Below are 22318 nucleotides of genomic sequence, written 5' to 3'. Positions count from 1 at the left end.
CCGGCGTCAGGCACCCCCGCACCCCTCGAAGGTGAGCACCATGACCACCGTCCACCAGGAACACGCCGAGCACGCGACGCACCGTCACGGACCGGACTGCGGGCACAACGCCGTGCCGCACGGCGACCATGTCGACTACGTCCACGACGGCCATCTGCACCGGGAGCACGAGGGCCACTGGGACGAGTGCGAGCCGGCCGGGCACGCCGTCCACGAGGGCCATGAGCACGTGCACCACGACGAGTGCGGGCACGCGCAGGTGCCGCACGGCGACCACGTGGACTACCTGCACGGCGGGCACCGGCACGCCGAGCACGGGGACCACTGGGACGACCACTGACCCGCCGGGGAGGTACGGCGACGGCTTCCGGGCGGCGCGCCCGGGCGCCGTCGGCCTATCGTGGCTCCGGTCACGTTCCGCCCGATCTTCAGGACGCGCACTGGACGGCATACCGACCGGTCGGCATCATGAGTCCAGACCTGTTCGCCCGTTCGTAGGAGTGACGTATGAGCGCCGACCACCCACCCGGTCTCGACCTGGACCGGCTGCGCGCCCTGCTCGACCGCGAGCGCCCCGGTCTGGTGAACGGCCCCCTGACCGGACGGCTGATCGAGGGCGGACGCTCGAACCTCACCTACGCGCTCTCGGACGGCACCTCGAAGTGGGTCGTCCGCCGGCCGCCGCTCGGCCACGTACTGGCCACCGCGCACGACATGAAGCGCGAGCACCGCGTGATCAGCGCGCTGCACCCGACCCGGGTGCCGGTCCCCCGCCCGCTGCTGCTGTGCGAGGACGAGGAGGTGCTCGGGGCGCCCTTCTACGTCATGGAGTTCGTGGCGGGCACGCCGTACCGCACCGCCGACCAGCTCGCCCCGCTCGGCGCGGAGCGCACCCGGAACGCGGTGCTGTCCCTGGTGGACACGCTGGTCGAGCTGCACGCCGTGGACCCCGCCGAGGTGGGCCTCGCCGGCTTCGGCCGCCCCGAGGGGTTCCTCGACCGCCAGCTGCGCCGCTGGGGCAAGCAGCTGGACGCCTCCCGCAACCGCGAGCTGGCGGGCATCGACGAGCTGCACGCGGCCCTCGGCCGCCGGCTGCCCACCTCCCCCGCCCCGGCCGTCGTCCACGGCGACTACCGCCTGGACAACGTCCTGATCGGGGAGGACGACACGATCAGGGCGATTCTCGACTGGGAGATGTCCACGCTCGGCGACCCGCTCACCGACCTGGGTCTGCTGGTGATGTACAGCCTGCCGCTCGGCATGCCCGACTCGCCCGTGTCCACGACCGCCGAGGCGCCCGGGCACCCCGACCCGCGGGAGCTGGTCGAGCGGTACGCCGCCCGTTCCGGCCGGGACGTCTCGGCCGTCTCCTGGTACACGGCGTTCGCCTGGTTCAAGCTCGCCGTGATTCTGGAGGGCATCCACTACCGGTACACGCTCGGCCAGACGGTCGGCCGCGGCTTCGACCGCATCGGCGACCTCGTGCCCGTCTTCATCGACCACGGACTGACGACCCTTCAGGAAGGCTGACCCGCATGGACTTCGCGTTCGACGCGCGCACCGAGGAGCTGCGCGGCAGGCTCCTCGCCTTCATGGACGAGCACGTGTACCCGGCCGAGGCGGTCGCCGAGGAGCAGCGGGCGCGGCTGGCGTCCCCCTGGGACACGCCGGCCGTGGTCGAGGAGCTGAAGGCCGAGGCCCGCAGGCAGGGCCTGTGGAACCTCTTCCTGCCCGACGCCGAGTACGGCGCCGGGCTGACCAACCTCCAGTACGCGCCGCTCGCCGAGATCACCGGCCGTTCCCCGCACCTGGCGCCGACCGCGACCAACTGCGCCGCGCCCGACACCGGGAACATGGAGGTGCTGGCGCAGTTCGGCACCGAGGAGCAGCGGAAGCAGTGGCTGGAGCCGCTGCTGGCCGGTGAGATCCGCTCGGCGTTCGCGATGACCGAGCCGGAGGTGGCGTCCTCGGACGCCACCAACATCACCACGCGCATCGAGCGCGCCTCCGACGGCACAGACGAGTACGTCGTCACGGGCCGCAAGTGGTACATCTCCGGGGCGATGAACCCGGACTGCAAGATCTTCATCGTGATGGGCAAGACGGACCCGGACGGGACGGACATCCGCCGCCAGCAGTCCATGGTCCTGGTCCCGCGCGACACGCCGGGTGTCACCGTGAAGCGCGCGATGCGGGTGTTCGGCTACGAGGACCACTCGCACGGCGGCCACGCCGAGGTCGTCTTCGACCACGCGCGCGTGCCCGCGGCGAACCTCGTCGGCGAGGAGGGCGGCGGCTTCGCCATCGCGCAGGCACGGCTCGGCCCCGGCCGCATCCACCACTGCATGCGGCTGATCGGGATGGCCGAGCGGGCGATCGAGCTGATGTGCCGGCGGGCCGTGACCCGTACGGCGTTCGGCAAGGCGCTCGCCCAGCAGGGAGTGGTCCAGAACTGGATCGCCGACGCCCGGGTCACCGTGGAGCAGCTGCGGCTGCTGGTGCTGAAGACGGCGTGGCTGATGGACACCGTCGGCAACAAGGGCGCCCACACGGAGATCCAGGCCATCAAGATCGCCACCCCGCGCGCGGTGGTCGGCATCCTGGACCGGGCGATCCAGCTGCACGGCGCGGGCGGGGTGAGCCAGGACTTCCCGCTGGCCGAGCTGTACGCGAGCGCCCGCACGCTGATGCTCGCCGACGGCCCGGACGAGGTCCACCAGCGGTCGCTGGCGCGCCGGGAGCTGAAGAAGTACCTCTGAGGCCGCAGGCGCCTCGCAGGCCCCCGGCCTCTGAGGTGCGCTACGGCCGCAGGGCCCGCAGCAGCAGGTCGGCCAGGTGGTCGGCCACCTCCTGCGGGCCCATCGGGCCGTCCGGCCGGTACCACGTCGACAGGTGGTGGACCGAGCCGAAGTGGTAGTCCACGACCAGGTCGGCCGGGGTCGCGGTGGAGAACACGCCCGCCTTCTGGCCCTCTTCCACCAGCGCGCGGAAACGCTCGTGGTAGCGCCGGCGCTCGGCGCGGACCTGCTTGTTCTTCTCCGGGCTCAGGTGGTGCATGGACCGGAAGAAGATCATCGCGTCGTCGAGGTTCTCGATCGTGGTGACGACGACGTCCGCCGCCGCGTCCCTGAGCCGCTTCTCCACCGGCTCGTCGGCGTTCGCGAAGGTGTCGAGACGCTCCTGCTGGAGGCGCAGCACGCGCGCGTACACCTCGTGCAGCAGGTCGTCCTTGGAGCCGAAGTAGTGGTACAGCGCCCCCTTGGTGACGCCGGCCGCCTCCACGATCTCCTGCACGGAGGTGCGGTCGTAGCCCTGCTCCGCGAAGAGCCGGGTGGCGGCGGCCAGCAGCCGCTGCGGGACGGGCGTCCCGTCTCCGTCCGTCGTCCTGGGCACTGCCGCCACCTGCCTTTCCGTGAGGTCACTCGCTGTCGCGGGAACGCAGTTCCCGCCGGAGGATCTTCCCACTCGCCGTCTTGGGCAAGTCGGGCAGGATCTCCACCTGGCGCGGGTACTTGTAGGCGGCCAGTCTCTCCTTGCAGTACGCCGCGAGTTCGCCCGGGTCCGTCCCGGCCCCCGGACGGAGGCTGATGTAGGCCTTGACGGTCTCGCCACGGTACCCGTCGGGGACGCCGACGACGGCCGCCTCGCGCACCGCCGGGTGGGTGTAGAGGACGTCCTCGACCTCGCGCGGCCACACCTTGAAGCCGGACGCGTTGATCATGTCCTTCTTGCGGTCGACGACGTACAGCCAGCCCTGCTCGTCCATGAACCCGATGTCGCCGGTGCGCAGCTCGCCGTCCGGGAAGGTCTCGGCGGTGGCGTCCGGCCGCCGCCAGTAGCCCGGCACCACCTGCGGCCCGCGCACGACGATCTCGCCGTGCTGCCCGAAGGGCACCTCCGCGCCCTGCTCGTCCAGGATGCGCACGACCGTGTCGGCGCCGGGCAGGCCCACGGAGAGCGTCCCGGAGACCGGGTCCACGGGCGCCTCCAGGTGCGGCGGGACGGAGGCGCAGGGGGCGGTGCACTCGGTGAGGCCGTAGCCGACGCGGAGGTACGGCCCGAAACGCTCCCGGAACGCCTCCACCAGGGCCGGCGGCACGGGGGCGCCGCCCGACGACAGGTTCACGAACGAGGCGAAGTGCTCGCGGGTGGCGTCGGGCCGGGCGGCGAGCGCCATGTAGGCGGTGGAGGGGCCGACGGTGTAGTGCGGGCGGTGCTCGGCGAAGGCGTCCAGGACGACGCCGGGCTCGAAGCGGTAGGTGAGCACGAGGGTGCCGGCGCCGACCAGGCAGGCGCCGAACTGGCAGACCATGCCGGTGATGTGGAACAGCGGCGCGAGCGCGTAGTACACGGGCGCCTCGGGCAGGCCGAGCCCGGCGGCCTGCCGCCCGGCGTTGTGCATGACGTTCGCGTGCGTGTTGGTGGCGCCCTTGGGCGTGCCGCTGGTGCCCGAGGTGTAGCTGATCAGCGCGATGTCGTCCGGGCGCGGCGCGCGGCCCTCGGGGGCCCGGCCGCCCTGCCGGGCGACGGCCACCAGGTCGTCGGCGTCCGGGGCCTGGGGCAGCCGCTCGAAGCCCAGTACGCGCGGGTCGTCGCGGGTCTGGAGGTCCCGTTCGCAGGCGGTGAGCACGATCCGCACCGGCGAGCCGGCGGCCGTCTCCCGCAGGTACGCCTCCCAGGCCCGGTCGGAGCAGATCAGCGCGGCCACCTCGCCGTCCCGCAGGACGTGCGCCACCTCCCCGGACTTGTACATGGGGTTGACCGGGACGACGGTCGCGCCGGCCTTCCAGGCGCCGAGCACGGCGAGCACGAAGTGCGGGGAGTTCTGGAGCAGGACGGCCACCCGGTCGCCGCGTTCCAGGCCGCGCGCGGCGAGGTGGGCGGCGACGGCGTCGCTCAGCTCGTCGGCCTCCCGGTAGCTGATCCGGCCGTCGAAGTAGGCGAGGAAGGTGCGGTCGGGGGCCTGGGCGACGGCCTCGCGCAGGGCGTGCACCAGCGAGTCGGCGGCGTCGACGGGGGCGCGCTGGGCCTCGGTCAGCAGCGCCAGCCAGGGGCGGGCCGCGTACGGGGAGGCGGTCACCGGGCGGCCTCCCACTTGCGCTGGAGGTGGTTCATGTTCGTGAGCCAGCGGTCGGGCTCGCCGGCCCGCGCCTGGTAGAAGCCGGCGACCTCGGGGTGCGGCAGGATCAGGAAGCGGTCCTGCGCGATGCCCTCGAACAGGGCGTCGGCGACGGCCTCGGGCGCGATCGCGGTCGGCTGGAGCACCAGGTCGCCCGCGCTGCCGGTGGCGGCCAGCATGTCGGTGCGGACGCCCTGCGGGCAGATGGCGTGGACCTTGATCCCGCGGTGCCGGTACGTCAGCGACAGCCACTCGGCGAAGGCGTACGCGCCGTGCTTGGTGACGCTGTAGGAGGGCGCGCCGATCATGGTGAGCAGCCCGGCGGCCGAGACGGTGGAGACGAACCGCCCGCCGCCCCGCTCCAGCCAGTCGGGCAGCAGCGCGTGCGCGGCCCGCACGTGGGCCATCAGGTTCACGTCCCAGGAGGTGGCCCAGGTCTTCTCGTCCAGGGTGCCCGCGAGGTCGCCGTCCTCGAAGGCGACGCCGGCGTTGGCGCAGTAGACGTCCACCGTGCCGCCGAGCGCGTCGCGGGCCTCGGCGACGATCGCCGAGGCGTCACCGGGCACGGCGGTCCCGCCGATCTCGTCGGCCACCGCCTTGGCCCGCACGGCGTCCAGGTCGTTCACCACGACCCGCGCCCCCTCGGCGGCGAACCGCCGGGCCAGCGCCGCCCCGATCCCCCCGCCGGCTCCGGTGACGACCACTCCCGCATCCTGCACGGCTTCCACCATCGGTCTCCTTCGACACGACTCTCGCGCGGCGCGCGTCGGCTCTGGTCGGGTCAGACTAACCGGTCGGTATGTGTGAAGGAAGGGGAACTGCTCCAACCTCAAGGGGCGCGGGGAACTGCGCGAGCAACCACAGACGGCCCGCACATGCTCACCCACCGGAGGTCCCATGCACCTGTCCCGACGGACCCTTCTCGCATCGGCAACCACAGCAGCCCTCCCAGCGACGCCCCCGCACCGCGAGCATCTCCACACCGGGTTCGAAAGACTCGAAGCCGACGGTTACTCACCCCTCTCCGGCCAGAAAGTAGGCGTCGTCACCAACCCCACCGGCGTCACGAGGGACACCGAGCACATCGTCGACGTCATGCACCGGGACCCCCGCGTCAGGCTGACGGCGGTCTTCGGCCCGGAGCACGGCTTCCGGGGCACCGCGCAGGCGGGCGGCTCCGAGGGCCGCTACGACGACCCCGCGACCGGCCTCCCGGTGTACGACACGTACCTGAAGAGCGGCCGCCCGCTCGCCGACGTCTTCACCGCCTCCGGCGTCGACACCGTCGTCTTCGACATCCAGGACGTCGGCGCCCGCTTCTACACGTACATCTGGACGCTCTACGACTGCATGGAGGCGGCCCAGCTCGCCGGCAAGCGGTTCGTCGTGCTGGACCGCCCGAACCCGGTGACCGGACGCGAGGCGCTCGGCCCGGTGCTGCACAAGGAGTTCGCCACCTTCGTCGGCCGGCAGCCGATCGCGCAGGCGCACGGGATGACCGTGGCGGAGCTGGCCCGCCTGTTCAACGGCGAGTTCCTGGCCACGCCCGTCCCGCTGGAGACCGTCCGCATGTCGGGCTGGAAGCGTTCCGGCTTCTACGACGCCTCCGGTCTGCCCTGGGTGCCGCCGAGCCCCAACATGCCCACGGCGGACACCGCGTTGGTGTACTCCGGGACCTGCCTGTTCGAGGGCACCAACCTCTCGGAGGGGCGCGGCACGACCCGGCCCTTCGAACTCCTCGGCGCCGAGGGCCTAGACGGCCGCTGGGCCGCCGCCGCGAACGAGGAGGGGCTGCCGGGTGTGCGGTTCCGGGAGGCGTACTTCACGCCCACGTTCTCCAAGTTCCAGGGCAAGACCGTCGGCGGGGTGCAGATCCACGTGACCGACCGGGCCGCCTACGACCCCGTGCGCACCGGGATCGCGCTGCTGGTGACCGCCCGGAAGGCGTGGGGCGGTTTCGCCTGGCGGCCGGACAACTGGATCGACAAGCTCACCGGTTCCGCGCAGGTCCGCACGATGATCGACGCGCGCGCCGGCACCGACGAGGTGACGGGCGCCTGGCAGGAGGAGCTGGCCGCGTTCCGGCGGGTCCGGAAGGGGTATCTCCTGTACACGTAGCGCTCCTCCCTCCGGGAGCTTGGGGGTCTGGCATGGCGCAGCCCGGGACGAGTGTGACTCCCTACTGGGAGCTGACCTTCGACGCGGACGGGGACGTGGACGGCCCCGAACGCGACCGGCTGCTGACGCAGGTCACCGACCACGGCGTCCGTGACCTGGTCGTCTTCTCGCACGGCTGGAACAACGACCGCTCGGGCGCGACCGCGCTGTACCGCCGTTTCCTCGCCCCCCTCCCGGCGCTGGCCCCGGGGGCCCGGCTGGGGTACGTCGGCGTGATCTGGCCGTCGATGCGGTTCAGCGACGAGCCGATCCCGGACTTCCCGGGGTCCGTGGCGGCCGTGGAGGCGGCGGCACCGCGCCCGGCGCTGGACCAGGACACCCGGCGCGCCCTGCTGGAGGCGTTCCCGGGCCGGGCGACCGTGCTGGACCGGCTGGCCCGGATGCTGGACGAACGGCCGGGCGGCGCCGAGGGGGTGACCGAGTTCGGGGGGCTGGTGCGGCTGCTGCTGGACGACGGCCGGCAGGGGGCGGCGGCCGACACGGACGAGGACGGCGAACCGGCCGTGTTCGGCGATGACCCGGTCACCGTGTGCGAGCAGTTCGCCGAGGCCCTGGCCGCGCTCGACGCGTCCGGCGACGCGCCCCGGTTCACCCTTCCGAACCCCTGGGACGGCGCGAAGGAACTGCTGCGGCAGGCGACGTACCTCCAGATGAAGCGGCGGGCCGGGACGGTCGGCGAGCGGGGACTCGGCCCGCTGCTGGGGCGGTTGGCGGGGGCGGCGCCCGGGGTGCGCGTGCATCTGGTCGGGCACAGCTTCGGCGGCCGGCTGGTGGCGTTCGCGCTGCGCGGGCTGCCCGCCGGAGTCGGCGCGGTGAAGTCGGTGACCCTGCTCCAGGGTGCCTTCTCGCACTACGCGTTCGCGGCCAGGCTGCCGCACGCCCCGGACCGGTCGGGCGCGCTCAAGGACCTCCAGCGGCGCGTCGACGGCCCGCTGGTGTGCTGCCACTCGCGCTTCGACGCGGCCCTCGGCACGTTCTATCCGCTGGCCTCCCGGCTGACCGGAGACGACCGGACGTGCGCGGGCAGCGAGATCGCGGCGGTGCTCGGGCCCCGGTGGGGTGCCATGGGCCACGACGGGACGCAGGCGGTGCCGGGCACCGTGCGGCTCGACCTGGCGGCGGCTCTCGGCGGCCGGCTGCCCCCGTCGGGGTGCGTGAACGTGGACGCGGCGGCCGTGGTCCGGCGCGGTGGCGCGCCGTCCGGGGCGCACAGCGACATCGTGCACCCCGAACTGGCGCGGCTGGTGCTGGCGGCGGGCCGTATCGCCTGACCCGCCGCCCGTGGCGGGTCAGCGGTGCGCGGTGTACTCCACGACCTGCTGGAAGGTCGGCCGGTTCTGCCAGCTGATCCTGCCGTGCTTGATGCCGCCCAGCGTGCGCTGGACGATCGAGTCGGCGCACCACTGGTCGCCCGCCGAGCACTGGTCGTCGCCCGGGTAGACCTGGGCGGCGGTCAGGCCGGCGGCCTGCTTCAGGGTGCTGATCAGGGTGTCCCGGCAGGCGGTGAGGCTGCCGCCGCCGCAGTACGTCCGGGCGAGACCGCCCCGCACGGGCTCCCCGAGCACCGCCCGGATGTCCTTGTCGACGTAGGACCACCAGCCGTACTGGAAGGAGCTGCCGGCGTGCGAGCCGGTCGGGCCGTGGCCGGCGGACGGTGCCTCGTCGACCGGCAGGCTGCCGGTGACCGCCGTGTAGAGGTCGCTGCCGAGGCCGGGTTCGAACTCGGCCTTGACCAGCAGCGGCCACCAGGCGTCCAGGATGCGGATCGCGTCGGCGTCGGCGTACTTCTTGGAACCGGCCGACGTCTCGGTGCGCTTGGCGCCGGCGGCCACCCACGCCTGGAGCTTGCCCACCGCCGCGGCGGCCGTGGAGTCGGTCACCGGCGAGGAGGTGACCACCTTGAGCAGCTTGGGCAGCACGTCCTCGGCGCGCAGATCGGCGAGGCCCGCGTCCGCCATGGCCTGCACCAGCTTGGTCCGGGTGACCCCGCCGGCCGCGACCAGCTTCTTCACCCGGTCGTCCAGCAGGTTGCCGCGGTGCACGGAGCCCTCGCCCCAGGGCGCGGCCGCGTAGTCCTCGGCCTGCTTGTTGTTCCAGGAGACGTAGTAGTCCTGGTCGACGGAGTTGGGGTGCGCGGAGGGCGGGGTGTAGTCGGCGGTGTTGGTGGCCGGGTCCCAGTTCCGCCACTCGTACGCCGGCTGCGCCCAGACCGGGAACTCGCTGTCGACACCGCTCGCGCGGACGGGGTTGTCACCGCTGTTGTAGTAGGCGGTGTGCTGGGAGTCGGCGTAGAACCAGTTGAAGGTGAAGTTGATGTGCTGCGCCGCGCTCTGGAAGTCCTTCGGCCCCTTGACGTAGTCGGGGTCGTTGAGCATCTGGAAGCCGATGATGGAGTCGGCCTCGTGCAGGTAGGAGGAGCGCAGGGTGGTGTAGGCGACCTTCTTGCCGCCGGCGGTGGCGCGGTACTCCACGGGACCGTACTTGGTCCGCCACGCGCGCATGGTGTACGACCCGGCGGCCGTGCCGTCGGCGGTGGTCGGTTTCCAGGCGTTCTTCTGCTCGATCTTCTCCATGGCCGTGCAGGTGCCGTGGTACAGGTAGTGGTAGTCGTCCTGGCACAGCTCGACCGCGTAGGTGTCGATGATGTCCTGGCCGGAGGTGGTGGCGCTCCAGGAGTAGTCCTGGCCGCGGCCGAGTTCGACGTACATGCTCAGGCCCGCGAAGGAGGCTCCGCGGGCGCTGATGCCCGGGCCCTGGATCTCCTGGAGCATGAGCAGCTGCGGGGCGAAGTAGCCGGTCTGCGGCCCGAAGACGGCGATGGGGTGGCCGCTGGCGGTGTACTTGCCGCTGACCACGAGGGCGTTGGACATGCCGCGCCGGGCGGAGCCGAGGACGCTCTTCGCGGCGGTGGCCGAGGTGCCGGTGGCGGCGGCGGTGGCCGCGCTGCCGGTACGGTCGTAGACCAGCGGTTCCCGGGTCACCGAGCCGGCGTCCGGCAGGGCCTCGCCCTGGGCGTCGGCGGGCTTGGCGCCGTAGGGGAAGCTCTGGCCGTCGTGGAGGGTGAGGACGGCCTCGGGGTCGTTGCGTTCGCGGAAGGACTCCCAGACCCTGGTGCCCTCCTCGACGCCGTACTTCGCCTGGGCGGCCAGCAGGGAGACGGCGTTGTCGACCTCGCCGCCGCCGCCGGAGCCGAACAGCGAGCCGATGACGGAGGCGAGCGCCACGAGGTCGGTGACCTTGAAGTGCTCTATGGTGCCGGCGTTGGTGATCGAGTCCTTGTGGCCGGTCAGGACGTACTCGCCGGGGAAGTAACGGCCGCTGTCGGAGGCGTCGATGTAGGCGTTGATGCCGTCGAGGTAGGCCTTGACGTCGGCGAGGGCCTGCTGGCCGCGGGCGCCGTTCTTCGCGACCGCGTTGTCGATCTGCGCCTGGAGGTCGGCCTCGGTGTAGGGCGCGTTGCGGTAGAACTGCTGCTCCAGGCCTTGGTTGGCGGGTGCGCCGCCGGCGAAGGAGGTCAGCTGGCCGCGGCCCACGTGCCGGAAGACGTCCATGAGCCACAGCCGGTCCTGGGCCGCCGCGTACCCGGCGCCGAACTCGGTGCCGTAGCGGGTGGTGCCCGTGATGTGCGGCACACCGGTCTTCTTGTCGCGGACGATGGTCACATCGCCGCGGCCGGCCGGCTTCTCGGTGGAGGCGACCTGGTCGGCGGGGACGCCGAACGAGGCGTCGTTGAAGAAGGTGTTGACCGTGGTGTCGGTCAGGTCCTTGTAGCCGGTGGCCAGGCCGGCGTACGGGCCGAGCTGGTCCTCGGCGTGCGCGGGCTGGGTGCCGAAGGCCTGGTTGAGCAGGATCTGGGCGAGCGTGGCGTTGCCGTTCTCGCCGGGCGGCAGGATGTCCGAACACCGGCCGCCGCAGTAGTCGTTGGCGGTCGTGGCGTCGGTCGCCGCCACCGCCGCCTGGGTGAGGGGGGAGAGAAGACCTGCGACGAGGACGCATACGGACGCGGTCTTCAGGAACCCGGGAAGACGGCGGGACGTTCTCAGTCTGTCAAGGGCGGTACGTGGGGTTCGCCGTGGCATGGCAGCTCCTAGCGACAGAGGTGGCCGAACGTTACCGCCGGTATCCCCAGCTGCAAAGATGAACATGCGTCACTTTCTGGAGTCTGGAGACAGATCCCGAGAAGAGATGGAGCCGAATCGCCTGTCGATACGTCTATTCGACGACGTCCGTGCGACGACGCCGAAGTGACCGGAGTACAGGTGCAGGTGTGACGGAGGTGCAGGGCGATGGCAGGTTTCCGGAGTCTGGCGAGACAGGTACGCGATCCGGGCTGTGATCTGGCGCTGCGGCGGTACTCGCTGCGCAAGTGCCTGGAGAAGTTCGCCCCTTACGGGCATCGGGCGACCTGGGACCATCTGTGCTCCCGGGCGGGGTTCGGCCCCGAGGACCGCTCCCCCGATCCGGCGCGGCTCGTGGCCGCACTGGAGGAGCTGGAGGAGGCCCGTGACGTCTGGCTCGCCTACGAGACCGACTTCACCGAACGCCGCAGGAAGGAGAAGCACGACGGGCTGCGCCGGCCGGGCAGCGTGGACGACTGGCACCGGCTGACCTGGGGCGGCTTCGGGGTCGCCTGGTGCGACGACCCGCGGGTGCACCCCGGTGAGCCGCTGGCGGTGGTGCTGCGCCGGCTGATCGCCGCGCTGGAGCGGGAACCGGGCTCGTCGTGCCCGGTGTGCGGCGGCGAGCGCCTGGTCTGGAAGTACGGCCTGGACCACGAGCCGTCGTCCGGCCCGGTGTGCGCGGACTGCGGCATCCTGGTGCCGCGTCCGGTCCTCAGCCCGCGGGCCCTTGAGCACGCCCGTCGGGGACGCGTGCTGATGTCGGCCTGAGCCGGCGGCGTTCCCAGGGGCGTGCCGACCGGGGGGCGCGCCGGGGATGCCGCGCCCTCTGCCGCGGGAGTGCGGCACCATCGAGTCATGGTGCAGGTGTGTCTCAACGGGCGTCGTACGGCCGCCGACGGCGTCGCCGTGCCGATGTCCCCGCAGGAACTGGCGCGTTCCGCCGCCGAGGCGGTGGCGGCCGGCGCCACCTCGGTCCACGTCCACCCGAAGACGCCGTGCGGCCACGACAGTCTCTCCCCGCGCGTCCTGGCCCCGGCCCTGGAGGCGATCCGGGCGCGGGTGCGGGTGCCGGTCGGGGTGACCACCGGTGCCTGGGCGGAACCGGATCCGTCGGCGCGGCTCGCCCGGGTGCGCTCCTGGCCGGTGCTGCCCGACTTCGCCTCGGTCAACTGGCACGAGCCGGGCGCCGAGGAGGTCGCCGGACAGCTGCTGTCGATGGGTGTGGCCGTGGAGGCGGGCATCTGGTCCGGCACCGGGGGCGCGCGCCGGTTCGCGGACTCGCCGCTCGGGCCCGCCGTGTTACGGGTGCTGGCCGAGGTGACCGACCCGGACCCGGCGACGGCCGAGGCGTCGGCGCGCGCGCTGCTGGCCGAGCTGGGTGCGGCGCACGGCCGGCCGGTGCTGCTGCACGGCGAGGAGGGCGGGACCTGGCCGGTGCTCCGGCTGGCGGGCCGGCTGGGCCTCGCCACGCGGATCGGCCTGGAGGACACCCTGTTCCTCCCGGACGGCGGGCGGGCCGGGTCCAACGCCCGCTTGGTGGCGGAGGCACGGGCCCGGTACGGAACCGCCGAAGACGGTGCCGGTGCCCGTACGCGCGACGGCAACGACGGTGCGGGACAAGCGGGTTCCGCACCGGCGTGAGTCCCGGCGGGCCCGGCGCTGCGCAGCGCCCCGGCCCGGTCAGGGCTGGTCCGGTCAGGGCTGGTCCGAGGCGGCCGCGGTGAACTGCGCCGCCAGCTGCGCGACCGCGGTGCGCAGTTCCTCGCCGCCCTCGACACGGAAGGCGAACGGCACGCGCGCCAGCCACTCCCGTGCGTACGCGGCCGGGTTGCGCGTGCTGCCGACCAGCACGCAGCCGTCCCCCGAGGGTTCGAGCCGTCCCATGGGCGGCTGGATCCAGGGGGCCACCTCGGCAAGGGGCGCGGCGAACACCACGCGGGTCGGGAACACCCATCCCAGGCCCAGGTTCTCCTCCAGCACCGCCACCGGGTCCAGGTCGCCGGGCGGTGCGAAGCCGTGCGCGGTCGGCCGGACCGCGCGGACCCGGTCGACCCGGTAGGTGCGGATCGCCCCCGCGCGGTGCGAGTGGCACAGCAGGTACCAGCGTCCGTGGCGGACGACGACGGACCAGGGATCCACCTCCGCCTCCCACTCGTCACCGGCCTCGGCGCGGTAGGTGACCGACACCCGGCGCCGGGCCGCGACGGCGGCGACGAGTTCGCTGGTGACGGCCGGGTCCGGGCGGACCGCGTACGGGTCCGGCGCGGCTGCCGCGTACTCCCGCAGCAGGGCCGCCTGCCGGCCGACGCTCTCCGGCAGCGCCTTGACGACCTTGCCCAGGGCGGTGCCGACCAGGTCGTCGGCGTCGGCCGCGGCGGGCCGGCCGGCGAGGACCGCCATCACGAGTCCGAGGGCCTCGGGCTGCGTGAAGTGCACGGGCGGCAGCCGCGTCCCGCGCCCCAGCCGGTATCCGCCGTACGGCCCCCGGACCGACTCCACGGGGATGCCGGCCTCGCGCAGGATGCCGACGTACCGGCGCGCGGCCCGCTCCGTGACGCCCAGGCGCGCGGCGAGTTCGCCGGCCGTCGTACCGGGGCGGGCCTGGAGGACCTCCAGGGCGCGCAGTGCTCGCGCGGTGGGGCTGAGATCGTTCGGCACCCGTGCAGGCTAGTCCGCTCACCGGTCGGACGGCGGTCAGGGGACGAACCGGCAGTGGATCGTCCGGAACCGCTCCTACGGTGGCTGCCACGGCCGGGAAGACGCTCACGACCCGGAAGGACCGGAAGAACCGGAAGAAGGGGAACCGACCATGGACATCGTGCTCATCGGCGGGCTGTGGCTGGACGGATCGGTGTGGGGCCGCGTGGCCTCGGCGCTGGAGTCGCTCGGCCACCGCCCGGTGCCGCTCACCCTGCCGGGCCAGGGGGACGGCTCCGCGTCGGCCACCCTGGAGGACCAGGTGGCGGCGGTGCTGGCCGCGGTGGACGCGGCGCCGGGCAAGCCCATGGTGGTGGGGCACTCCGCCGCCTGCACCCTGGCCTGGCTGGCCGCCGACCGGCGGCCGGAGCGGCTGGCCGGGGTCGCCTTCATCGGCGGCTTCCCGTTCTCCGACGGCCACACGTACGCCGACTTCTTCGAGGTGCGCGACGGCGTCATGCCCTTTCCGGGCTGGGCCCCCTTCGAAGGGCCGGAGACCGCCGACCTCGACGAAGAGGCCAGGCGCCGGCTGGCGGCCGCCGCGGTCCCCGTACCCGCCGCCGTGGCCAGGGGCGTGGTGCGGCTGGCGGACGAACGGCGCTTCGGCGTCCCGGTCGTGGTCGTGTGCCCGGAGTTCACGCCGGCGCAGGCACGGAAGTGGATCGACGGCGGTGACATACCGGAGCTGGCCCGGGCCGGGCGCGTCGGCTTCGCCGACATCGACGCGGGCCACTGGCCGATGGTCTCCCGCCCCGCCGAGCTGGCCCGCGTCCTGGCCGCGGCGGCCGACACGGTCTGACGCACGCGCCGCCGGGCACGCGCGGGGCGCCGGCCGGTCCGCTCCCCCTCAGCGGCGCTCCGCCATCAGCCGTGATCCGGTCAGCCGCGCGCCGAACACGTCGTCCGGGTTGGACAGCACGCACGTCTCCATGGACAGGCAGCCGCATCCGATGCAGTCGGTGAGGTGGTCGCGCAGGCGGTTCAGCTGCTGGATGCGCTCGTCCAGTTCGGAGCGCCACTTCTCGGACAGGCGGGCCCAGTCCTCCCTGGTCGGCGTCCGTTCCTCCGGCAGTTCGGCCAGGGCTTCCCGGATCGTGGCGAGCGGGATGCCCACCCGCTGGGCCGCGCGGACGAAGGCGACCCGGCGCAGTGTGTCCCGGCTGTAGCGGCGCTGGTTGCCGGAGGTCCGCCGGCTGGTGATCAGTCCCTTGGACTCGTAGAAGTGCAGGGCGGACACCGCGGCTCCGCTGCGGGCGGACAACTGGCCGACGGTCAGCTCGTGGATCTTCTCGGGAATCTGGGGCACTCCCCAGAGATTACCCACCCGGCCGGTCCGCGGTCCGTTGACATCGACCCCCCACCCGACCATGCTAAGCAGTTGCTTAGAGACGCGAGCGAGAGGCCGGGAACATGGCAGAACCGAGGACCTTCACCTCCCCCGACGAGCTGAGGGCGGCCGTGGGCGAGGAGCTGGGCCCCACCGACTGGGTGGAGATCGACCAGAAGCGGATCGACCTGTTCGCCGAGGCGACCGGGGACCACCAGTGGATCCACGTCGACCCGGAGAAGGCCGCCGCCGGTCCGTTCGGGACGACCATCGCCCACGGCTACCTCACCCTGTCGCTGCTGCCGCTGTTCGGGCCGCGGCTCATCCGGGTCGAGGGCGTGAAGATGGGCGTCAACTACGGCACGAACAAGGTCCGTTTCCCCGCCCCGGTCCCCGTCGGCTCCCGGCTGCGCGCCACCGGCAGGATCACCGGGGTCGAGGACGTCACCGGCGGGGTGCAGGTGACGGTCGCCTTCACCATGGAGCGCGAGGGCGGCGACAAGCCGGTGTGCGTCGCGGAGTCGGTCTCGCGCTACTACCTGTAGACCCCGGCGGCTACCCGGCCCCGACCATGCGCAGCACGAGGTCGGCGTAGAGCGCGCCGACCTCCTCGGGGGTGCGCGGACCGTTCACGTTGAACCAGCGGGCCACGTCGATGCACAGCGACAGCACGGCGAGCGTGGTGCCCTGGACGTCCGGCACGTCGAACTCGCCCGAGGCCACGCCGTCCTCGATGATCCCGCGCACCTCCGCGTCCACCTGGCGGCGCAGCGCGACGATCTCCGCGCGGGCCTCGGGGCCGAGGGCGTCGAGCTCGTACTGCACGACCCGCGCGGTGGTGCGCCGGCCCGCGTGCCAGCGGACGAAGGAGCCGACCGCGTCGGCCAGCCGCTCGGCCGCGGTGCCCTCCCGCCGTGCCGCCGTGCGCAGGATGTCGAGGGCCTTGTCGTGGCCGATGCGGCTGATCCGGTGGAGCAGCTCTTCCTTGGTCTTGTAGTGGATGTAGAGCGCGGCCGGGCTCATGCCGGCGCGGCCCGCGATGTCACGGGTCGTCGTCGCGTGGTAGCCCCGCTCGGCGAACGCCTCCACGGCCGCGACGAGCAGCCGCCGGGCCGCGTCAGGGGTGACCTCTTCCCACGGCTCCACGTCGCCGCCGGTCGTCTCCTGCGCCGTACTCATCGCTCGCTCGCCCCTCTCGGTGACAGGAGCACCACCATACCGCCGACGGTGAGCGGGCGCTTAGCCGAGCCGTTCAGAGCTTCTCGAAGGGGTCGTGCTCGGCGAGCAGCTTCTCCAGCCGGGCCTGGTCGACGCGGCTGACGATCTGCCCGGCCTCCTGCCGGTCCCGGATCACCTTGGCGAGGGTGAAGGCGGAGGTGACGAGGTACAGGACGGCGATGGCCAGGAAGCCGCGGACCCAGGCGCTGGCCTCGAGCCGGGCGATGCCGATGGCGGTGGCCGCCATGGCGACCGCGAAGGAGGCGACGGCCTGGCCGTAGAACGCGGCCGTGCTCTGCTGTTTGACCGGTGTGTCACTCATGGCCCCCAGCATCGGCGGACGTGGCCCGCGCCACATCCGCCGGGATACTCAGACCCGGGTGCGCCGCGTACTCAGAAGGCCGAGACCCCGGTCAGCGAGCGGCCGATGAGCAGCTTCTGGATCTGGCTGGTGCCCTCGTAGAGGGTCATCACGCGGGCGTCGCGCAGGAGCTTGCCGGCGGGGTACTCGTCGATGTAGCCGTAGCCGCCGAAGACCTGGAGGGCGTTGTTGGCGGCGCGGACCGCGGCCTCGGAGGCGAACAGCTTGGCCTTGGAGGACTCGACGGCGAACGGCTCGCCGCGGTCGATGAGGTCGGCGACCCGCCAGGTCAGCAGCCGGGCCGCGTCCACGTCGACGGCGATGTCGCTGATCAGTTCCTGCACCAGCTGGTGACGGGCGATCGGCTTGCCGAACTGCTCGCGCTCACCGGCGTACCGCACGGCCGCGTCGAGCGCGGCCTGGGCTATCCCGACGCAGCCGGCGGCCACCGACATCCGCCCCTTGGCGAGCGCGGACATGGCGACGGAGAAGCCCTTGCCCTCCGCGCCGAGCATCGCGGAGGCGGGCACGCGCACGTCCTCCAGGACGAGTTCGGCGGTGGCCTGGCCGCGCAGGCCGAGCTTGCCGTGGACGGTACGGCGGGTCAGGCCGGGGGTGTCGGTGGGCACGAGGAAGGCGGACACGCCCTTGTGGCCGGGGGCGTCGGTGGAGCGGGCGAAGAGCAGGACAACGTCGGCCCAGGTGCCGTTGGTGATGAACATCTTGGTGCCGTTCACGACGTAGTCGTCGCCGTCGCGCACCGCCCGGGTGGTGAGGTTGCCGGCGTCGGAGCCGGTGCCGGGCTCGGTGAGGCCGAAGCAGCCGACGTACTCGCCCGCGGTGAGCCCCGGCAGCCAGCGCCGCTTGTGCTCCTCGCTCCCCCAGGCGGCGATCGTCTTGGCGACGAGGCCCAGGGAGACGGAGACGATCCCGCGGACCGAGGAGTCGCCGCGCCCCAGCTCCTCGGTGACCAGGCAGTAGGAGAGGTGGTCGCCGCCGGAGCCGCCGTACTCCTCGGGCACGGTCAGACCGAGGAAGCCGACCTCGCCGAGCTTCTTCACGATGCCCCGGTCGACCTCCTCGGCGCGGTCCCAGGCGACCACGTGCGGGGCGATCTCGCGCTCCACGAAGTCCCGGGCGAGCCGCCGTACGGCCGTCTGCTCCTCGCTGAGCCCCAGGTTCACCACGGGATCACCTCTTCACCAATGGATCTTGAAAGCCGTACATTTAAATTAGCACTGCTAGTTTCCGGCCGCAGCCCTACTATGTGCGCCATGGCCCGACCGCGCAAGCCCCTCCTCAGCACCGACCGGATCGTCGAGACGGCCCGGGACCTCGTGGACCGGGAGGGTCTGGCGGCCGTCTCCACGCGCCGGCTCGCCGCCGAGCTGGGCGTGAGCGGGCCCTCGCTTTACAACCACTTCCGCACCAAGGACGAGATCCTGGAGGCGGTCGCGGACTCGGTGAGCGCCCTGGTCGACCTGTCGATGTTCGAGGACGGCCGGGAGTGGCGGACCGCGCTGCACGACTGGGCCGTCTCCTACCGGGCCGCACTGCGCGACCATCCGAACATCGTCCCCGTCCTCGCCCGGGGCCCCGGCCGCCGCCCGGCCGCGCTGCGGCTGGCGGACGCGGTCTACGGCGCGATGGTCGACGCGGGCTGGCCGCCCGCGCAGGCGACCTCCATCGGCGCGCTGATGCGGTACTTCATCATGGGCTCGGCGCTCGGCTCCTTCGCCGGCGGCTTCGTGGACGACGCGAGCGCGTACGACCCCGCCGACTACCCCCACCTCGGACAGGCCCATCTGCTCGCCGAGCAGCAGGAGAAGATCGACGAGCGGGCCTTCGAGACGGGGCTCGCCGCGCTGCTGGACGGACTGGCGCAGCAGTACCGGCAGGTACGGGACTGAGGACGCGCGGCAGGGACGCTTCGGCCGCCGCCGAAGCGTCCCTGCCGCATGCTGGGGGCATGAGCACCGAGAATCCCCAGGCGGCCGGGCTGGCGGCGCTGGCCGGGCTGATCGCCGACCGGACCCGGGCCGCGTGCCTGCTGGCGCTGCTGGACGGGCGGGCGTGGACGGCCGGTGAGCTGGCCCGGCACGCCGGGGTCGCGGCCTCCACGCTGAGCGAGCACCTCGGCAAGCTGGTGGCCGGCGGACTGCTCGCGGAGGAACGCCAGGGGCGGCACCGGTATGTGCGGCTGGCCGACGCCCGGGTGGCGCAGGTGGTCGAGGACCTCGCCGCGCAGGTGCCCGCGGCGGCGGTACGGCGCCCTCCGCGCAGCCTGCGCGAGGCGAGCGCCGGTGCCGCCCTGGCCCGGGGGCGGACCTGCTACGACCATCTCGCCGGGCGGCTCGGGATCGTGCTCACCGACGCGCTGACCCGGCGGGGGCTGCTGCGGCAGGACACCGGGTTCGCGCTGACGGACGCGGGGGTGGAGTGGTTCGGCGCGGCGGGCGTGCCGCTGGACCCCGGTGGCCGGCGGCCGCTGGCCCGCGCGTGCCTCGACTGGACGGAACGGCGACCGCATCTCGCCGGGGCGGCGGGGGCGGCCCTGTGCCGGCGGGCGCTGGAGGCGGGGTGGTGCGTGCGGGTGGGATCGGGCCGGGCGGTCGCGGTGACCCCGTCCGGGGAGCGGGTGTTCTCCGACCTGCTCGGCATCTCCGGGCGGCCCTGGCTGGAGACCGGGTGAGGGGCCGGGGTTCCGGCAGCGGGCCGGGCGCCGGTGCGTCAGGACAGGTCGCCCGGTTCCCCGCGCCCCTCGGGGCGCTCGGGGCGCTCGCCCTCAGAAGACGACCACCGCCCGTCCCCCCTTGCCCGCCAGCATGTTCCCGAAGGCCGTCGGGATCTCCTCCAGGGTGATGCGGTCCGTGACCAGCAGGGAGAGGTCCAGGCGGCCCTCGCGCACGTGCTCGGCGAGGAGCGGCACGTCCCGGGCCGGGTCGCTGTTGCCGTAGACGCAGCCGGACAGCGTGCGGCCCCAGTGGAAGAGCTCCAGGGCGTTGAAGGTGACCTGCTGGTCCTTGCCGCCGATGCCGACGACCGTCGTACGGCCGCCCCGGCGCGTGGACTCCCAGGCCGCGCGGATGGAGACCGCGCGGCCCACGCACTCCACGGCGACGTCGACGCCCTGCCTGCCGGTCAGGGCGCGGATCTCGCGGGCAGTGGTGTCGGAGGCGAGGACGTAGTCCGTGGCGCCGGCGGCGCGGGCCAGTTCCTCCTTCCCCGGGGAGACGTCGACGGCGATGATCCGGGACGCCCCCGCCATGCGGGCCGACTGGAGCGTGGCGAGACCCACTCCGCCGACGCCGAACACGGCCACCGTCTCGCCGGACCGGACGCGCGCCGAGTGGTGCACCGCGCCGTAGCCGGTGAGGACGGCGCAGCCCAGCAGGGCGGCGTCCACCAGGGGCACCCCGTCCGGCAGCGGCAGCACACAGGACGCGGCGACCACCGTCTCCTCGGCGAACGCGGCCACGTTCAGGCCGGGGTGCAGGTCGGTGCCGTCGGTCGTGCGGGCGTGGACGTCGGCCGCGCCGTTCAGCGCGTTCGCGCACAGCCACACCTCGCCCAGCGCGCAGGCGTGGCAACCGCCGCAGGAAGGCGCCCAGTTGAGGACGACCGGGGACCCGGGCGAGACATGGGTGACGCCCTCCCCGACGGCGACGACCGTGCCCGCGCCCTCGTGGCCGAGGACGGCCGGGACCGGCACCCGCATGGTGCCGTCGGACAGGGAGAGGTCGGAGTGGCAGACGCCGGCGGCGGCGAGGCGGACCCGGACCTGTCCGGGGCCCGGGTCGGGCAGCTCGATCCCCGTGATCTCCAGCGGGGCGCCGATGGCGGGCAGGACGGCGGCTCGTACGGCCATGGGTGCGCGACTCCTCAGAACTGGAGGGACTTGGTCTGGAGGTACTCGGCGAGTCCGTGCGCGCCCAGTTCCCGGCCGACGCCGGACTGCTTGTAACCGCCGAAGGGCGCGAGGGGGTTGAACCGGCCGCCGTTGATGTCGACCTGGCCGGTGTCCATGCGGCGCGCGAAGGCCACCGCCTCGGCCTCCTCGGCGGCCCAGACGGCGCCCGCGAGGCCGTACACCGTGCCGTTGGCGATGCGCAGGGCGTCGTCCTCGTCGTCGTACCGCAGGATCGACAGGACCGGGCCGAAGATCTCCTCCTGGGCGATGGTCATGTCGGGGGTGACGTCGGCGAAGACCGTCGGGCTGACGAACCAGCCGCGCTCGCGCGGGGATTCGGGGCCGCCCGCGACGAGGCGGGCGCCCTCGGCGACGCCCTTCTCGATGTAACCCCGCACCCGCTCCTGCTGCCTGGCGCTGACCAGCGGTCCGATGCGGTCGCCGTACTTGGCGGCGGCGGTCGCGGCGAGTTCGACGGCCTCGGCGTAGCGGTCGCGGTGGACGAGCATGCGGGTCCAGGCGCTGCACGTCTGACCGGAGTTGGACATCACGTTGGCGACACCGACGTTCACCGCCCTGGCGAGGTCGGCGCTCGGCAGGATGACGTTGGCGGACTTGCCGCCGAGTTCCAGGGCGACCTTCTTCACGGCCGCGCCGGCCACCGCGCCGATCCGCCGGCCGACCGCCGTGGAGCCGGTGAAGGAGACCAGGTCCACGCCCGGGTGCTCGGCGAGGGCCTGTCCGGCGACCGGGCCGAGACCGGTGACCAGGTTGAACACACCGGCCGGCACGCCCGCCTCGTGCACCGCCTCGGCGAACAGCTGGGCGGTGAGCGGGGTGTCCTCGGCCGGTTTGACGACGATCGCGCAGCCGGCGGCGAGGGCCGGGGCGACCTTGGCGACGATCTGGTGGAGCGGGTAGTTCCAGGGGGTGATGGCGCCGACCACGCCGATCGGCTCGTGCAGCACCGTGGAGTTGCCGACCTTCTCCTCGAAGGAGTGCGTGGCGGCCAGCTCGGCGTAGGAGCCCGCGACCGCGATCGGCACGGCCGCGTGCACGGCCTGGGAGAACGGCAGGGGCGAGCCGAGTTCCGCGGTGACCGTCTCGGCGATCTCGTCCTTGCGGGCCGCCAGGGCGTCCCGGAGGGCGGCCAGGCGCGCGGCGCGTTCGGCCGGGGGTGTGGCGGCCCAGGCGGGGAGCGCGGCCCGCGCGGCGCGTACGGCGGTGTCGACGTCCAGGGCCGACGCGGCCGGGACCCGGGCGATGACCTGCTCGTCGGCGGGGTTGACGACCTCGGTCTCGTCCCCGCTCCCGGCGGGGCGCCAGGCGCCGTCGATGTACAGGCCGTCGTGTGCCTTCATTGCTGTGTCCTCCCGGCGGGTCCGCG

At 73.3% G+C, this 22318-nt stretch carries 22 protein-coding genes; 11 read left to right on the top strand and 11 right to left on the bottom strand.

Annotation, left to right across the window (positions count from 1 at the left end):
• Positions 1-40: 40 nt before the first annotated feature.
• The 3 genes from AB0947_RS14705 to AB0947_RS14695 all read left to right on the top strand — a co-directional run bounded on the left by AB0947_RS14705 (position 41) and on the right by AB0947_RS14695 (position 2759).
• Positions 41-340, top strand: coding sequence for a hypothetical protein (locus AB0947_RS14705; RefSeq protein ID WP_366750712.1), 300 nt, complete (start codon positions 41-43; stop codon positions 338-340).
• Positions 341-507: 167 nt separating this feature from the next.
• Positions 508-1530: a phosphotransferase family protein gene (locus AB0947_RS14700; RefSeq protein ID WP_366750711.1), complete on the top strand. Its 1023-nt coding sequence runs from the start codon at positions 508-510 to the stop codon at positions 1528-1530.
• A gap of 5 nt (positions 1531-1535) precedes the next feature.
• A complete protein-coding gene (locus tag AB0947_RS14695; RefSeq protein WP_366750710.1) occupies positions 1536-2759 on the top strand; it encodes an acyl-CoA dehydrogenase family protein in 1224 nt (407 codons plus the stop codon).
• A gap of 40 nt (positions 2760-2799) precedes the next feature.
• Here the strand turns inward: AB0947_RS14695 and AB0947_RS14690 are convergent, their stop codons facing one another.
• From AB0947_RS14690 to AB0947_RS14680, 3 genes are read right to left on the bottom strand one after another with little or no spacing between them, the layout of a single operon-like run.
• A complete protein-coding gene (locus tag AB0947_RS14690) occupies positions 2800-3393 on the bottom strand; it encodes a TetR/AcrR family transcriptional regulator (protein ID WP_041665058.1) in 594 nt (197 codons plus the stop codon).
• Between the two features lie 25 nt (positions 3394-3418).
• Positions 3419-5080: an AMP-binding protein gene (locus AB0947_RS14685; protein WP_366750709.1), complete on the bottom strand. Its 1662-nt coding sequence runs from the start codon at positions 5078-5080 to the stop codon at positions 3419-3421.
• The gene (locus AB0947_RS14680; protein WP_366750708.1) at positions 5077-5850 is read right to left on the bottom strand and encodes an SDR family oxidoreductase; all 774 of its coding nucleotides are present in this window, start codon (positions 5848-5850) and stop codon (positions 5077-5079) included. The genes AB0947_RS14685 and AB0947_RS14680 overlap by 4 nt, the downstream gene beginning before the upstream one ends.
• A gap of 166 nt (positions 5851-6016) precedes the next feature.
• Between AB0947_RS14680 and AB0947_RS14675 the strand changes: the two genes are divergently transcribed.
• Positions 6017-7237 (top strand): DUF1343 domain-containing protein, encoded by a 1221-nt coding sequence (locus AB0947_RS14675; protein WP_366750707.1) that lies wholly within the window; start codon positions 6017-6019, stop codon positions 7235-7237.
• A 32-nt stretch (positions 7238-7269) separates the two neighbouring features.
• Positions 7270-8568: a serine-threonine protein kinase gene (locus tag AB0947_RS14670; RefSeq protein WP_366750706.1), complete on the top strand. Its 1299-nt coding sequence runs from the start codon at positions 7270-7272 to the stop codon at positions 8566-8568.
• A gap of 18 nt (positions 8569-8586) precedes the next feature.
• Here the strand turns inward: AB0947_RS14670 and AB0947_RS14665 are convergent, their stop codons facing one another.
• Positions 8587-11376, bottom strand: coding sequence for a penicillin acylase family protein (locus AB0947_RS14665; RefSeq protein WP_366750705.1), 2790 nt, complete (start codon positions 11374-11376; stop codon positions 8587-8589).
• A 207-nt stretch (positions 11377-11583) separates the two neighbouring features.
• Between AB0947_RS14665 and AB0947_RS14660 the strand changes: the two genes are divergently transcribed.
• Entirely contained in the window at positions 11584-12186 is a 603-nt protein-coding gene (locus AB0947_RS14660; protein ID WP_366750704.1) for a hypothetical protein, read from the top strand.
• 87 nt (positions 12187-12273) lie between these two features.
• A complete protein-coding gene (locus tag AB0947_RS14655) occupies positions 12274-13059 on the top strand; it encodes a 3-keto-5-aminohexanoate cleavage protein (protein WP_366750703.1) in 786 nt (261 codons plus the stop codon).
• Between the two features lie 54 nt (positions 13060-13113).
• Here the strand turns inward: AB0947_RS14655 and AB0947_RS14650 are convergent, their stop codons facing one another.
• Positions 13114-14076 carry a WYL domain-containing protein gene (locus tag AB0947_RS14650; protein WP_366750702.1) on the bottom strand — a complete coding sequence of 321 codons (963 nt, stop codon included), beginning with the start codon at positions 14074-14076 and terminating at the stop codon, positions 13114-13116.
• Positions 14077-14227: 151 nt separating this feature from the next.
• Between AB0947_RS14650 and AB0947_RS14645 the strand changes: the two genes are divergently transcribed.
• Positions 14228-14914, top strand: coding sequence for an alpha/beta hydrolase (locus AB0947_RS14645; RefSeq protein WP_366750701.1), 687 nt, complete (start codon positions 14228-14230; stop codon positions 14912-14914).
• A gap of 48 nt (positions 14915-14962) precedes the next feature.
• Here AB0947_RS14645 and soxR read toward each other — a convergent pair whose 3' ends face one another.
• Positions 14963-15421, bottom strand: a complete 459-nt coding sequence (gene soxR, locus AB0947_RS14640) for a redox-sensitive transcriptional activator SoxR (protein ID WP_171157821.1) — start codon at positions 15419-15421, stop codon at positions 14963-14965.
• A 104-nt stretch (positions 15422-15525) separates the two neighbouring features.
• Here soxR and AB0947_RS14635 point away from each other — a divergent pair, with 104 nt between their 5' ends.
• The gene (locus AB0947_RS14635) at positions 15526-15987 is read left to right on the top strand and encodes a MaoC family dehydratase (protein WP_366750700.1); all 462 of its coding nucleotides are present in this window, start codon (positions 15526-15528) and stop codon (positions 15985-15987) included.
• Positions 15988-15997: 10 nt separating this feature from the next.
• On the opposite strand, the gene AB0947_RS14630 is transcribed toward AB0947_RS14635, so the two are convergent.
• The 3 genes from AB0947_RS14630 to AB0947_RS14620 form a co-directional block, all read right to left on the bottom strand.
• Complete coding sequence (locus AB0947_RS14630; protein WP_171157817.1) at positions 15998-16621, bottom strand: TetR/AcrR family transcriptional regulator; 624 nt, start codon at positions 16619-16621, stop codon at positions 15998-16000.
• Between the two features lie 73 nt (positions 16622-16694).
• On the bottom strand, positions 16695-16982 hold the full coding sequence (locus AB0947_RS14625; RefSeq protein WP_366750699.1) for a YiaA/YiaB family inner membrane protein: 288 nt from the start codon (positions 16980-16982) through the stop codon (positions 16695-16697).
• 71 nt (positions 16983-17053) lie between these two features.
• Positions 17054-18205, bottom strand: coding sequence for an acyl-CoA dehydrogenase family protein (locus AB0947_RS14620; protein ID WP_366750920.1), 1152 nt, complete (start codon positions 18203-18205; stop codon positions 17054-17056).
• 90 nt (positions 18206-18295) lie between these two features.
• Between AB0947_RS14620 and AB0947_RS14615 the strand changes: the two genes are divergently transcribed.
• Together AB0947_RS14615 and AB0947_RS14610 are read left to right on the top strand one after the other, a co-directional pair.
• Entirely contained in the window at positions 18296-18931 is a 636-nt protein-coding gene (locus AB0947_RS14615; RefSeq protein WP_366750698.1) for a TetR/AcrR family transcriptional regulator, read from the top strand.
• Between the two features lie 59 nt (positions 18932-18990).
• Entirely contained in the window at positions 18991-19713 is a 723-nt protein-coding gene (locus AB0947_RS14610; protein ID WP_366750697.1) for a winged helix-turn-helix domain-containing protein, read from the top strand.
• Between the two features lie 93 nt (positions 19714-19806).
• On the opposite strand, the gene AB0947_RS14605 is transcribed toward AB0947_RS14610, so the two are convergent.
• Together AB0947_RS14605 and AB0947_RS14600 are read right to left on the bottom strand one after the other, a co-directional pair.
• The gene (locus AB0947_RS14605) at positions 19807-20889 is read right to left on the bottom strand and encodes a Zn-dependent alcohol dehydrogenase (RefSeq protein WP_366750696.1); all 1083 of its coding nucleotides are present in this window, start codon (positions 20887-20889) and stop codon (positions 19807-19809) included.
• Positions 20890-20903: 14 nt separating this feature from the next.
• Positions 20904-22292 carry an aldehyde dehydrogenase family protein gene (locus AB0947_RS14600; RefSeq protein ID WP_366750695.1) on the bottom strand — a complete coding sequence of 463 codons (1389 nt, stop codon included), beginning with the start codon at positions 22290-22292 and terminating at the stop codon, positions 20904-20906.
• Between the last annotated feature and the right edge of the window lie 26 nt (positions 22293-22318).

Source organism: Streptomyces sp. NPDC047841 (assembly GCF_040704085.1).
Taxonomy (GTDB): domain Bacteria; phylum Actinomycetota; class Actinomycetes; order Streptomycetales; family Streptomycetaceae; genus Streptomyces; species Streptomyces argyrophylli.
This window is presented reverse-complemented; position numbering and strand designations above follow the sequence as displayed.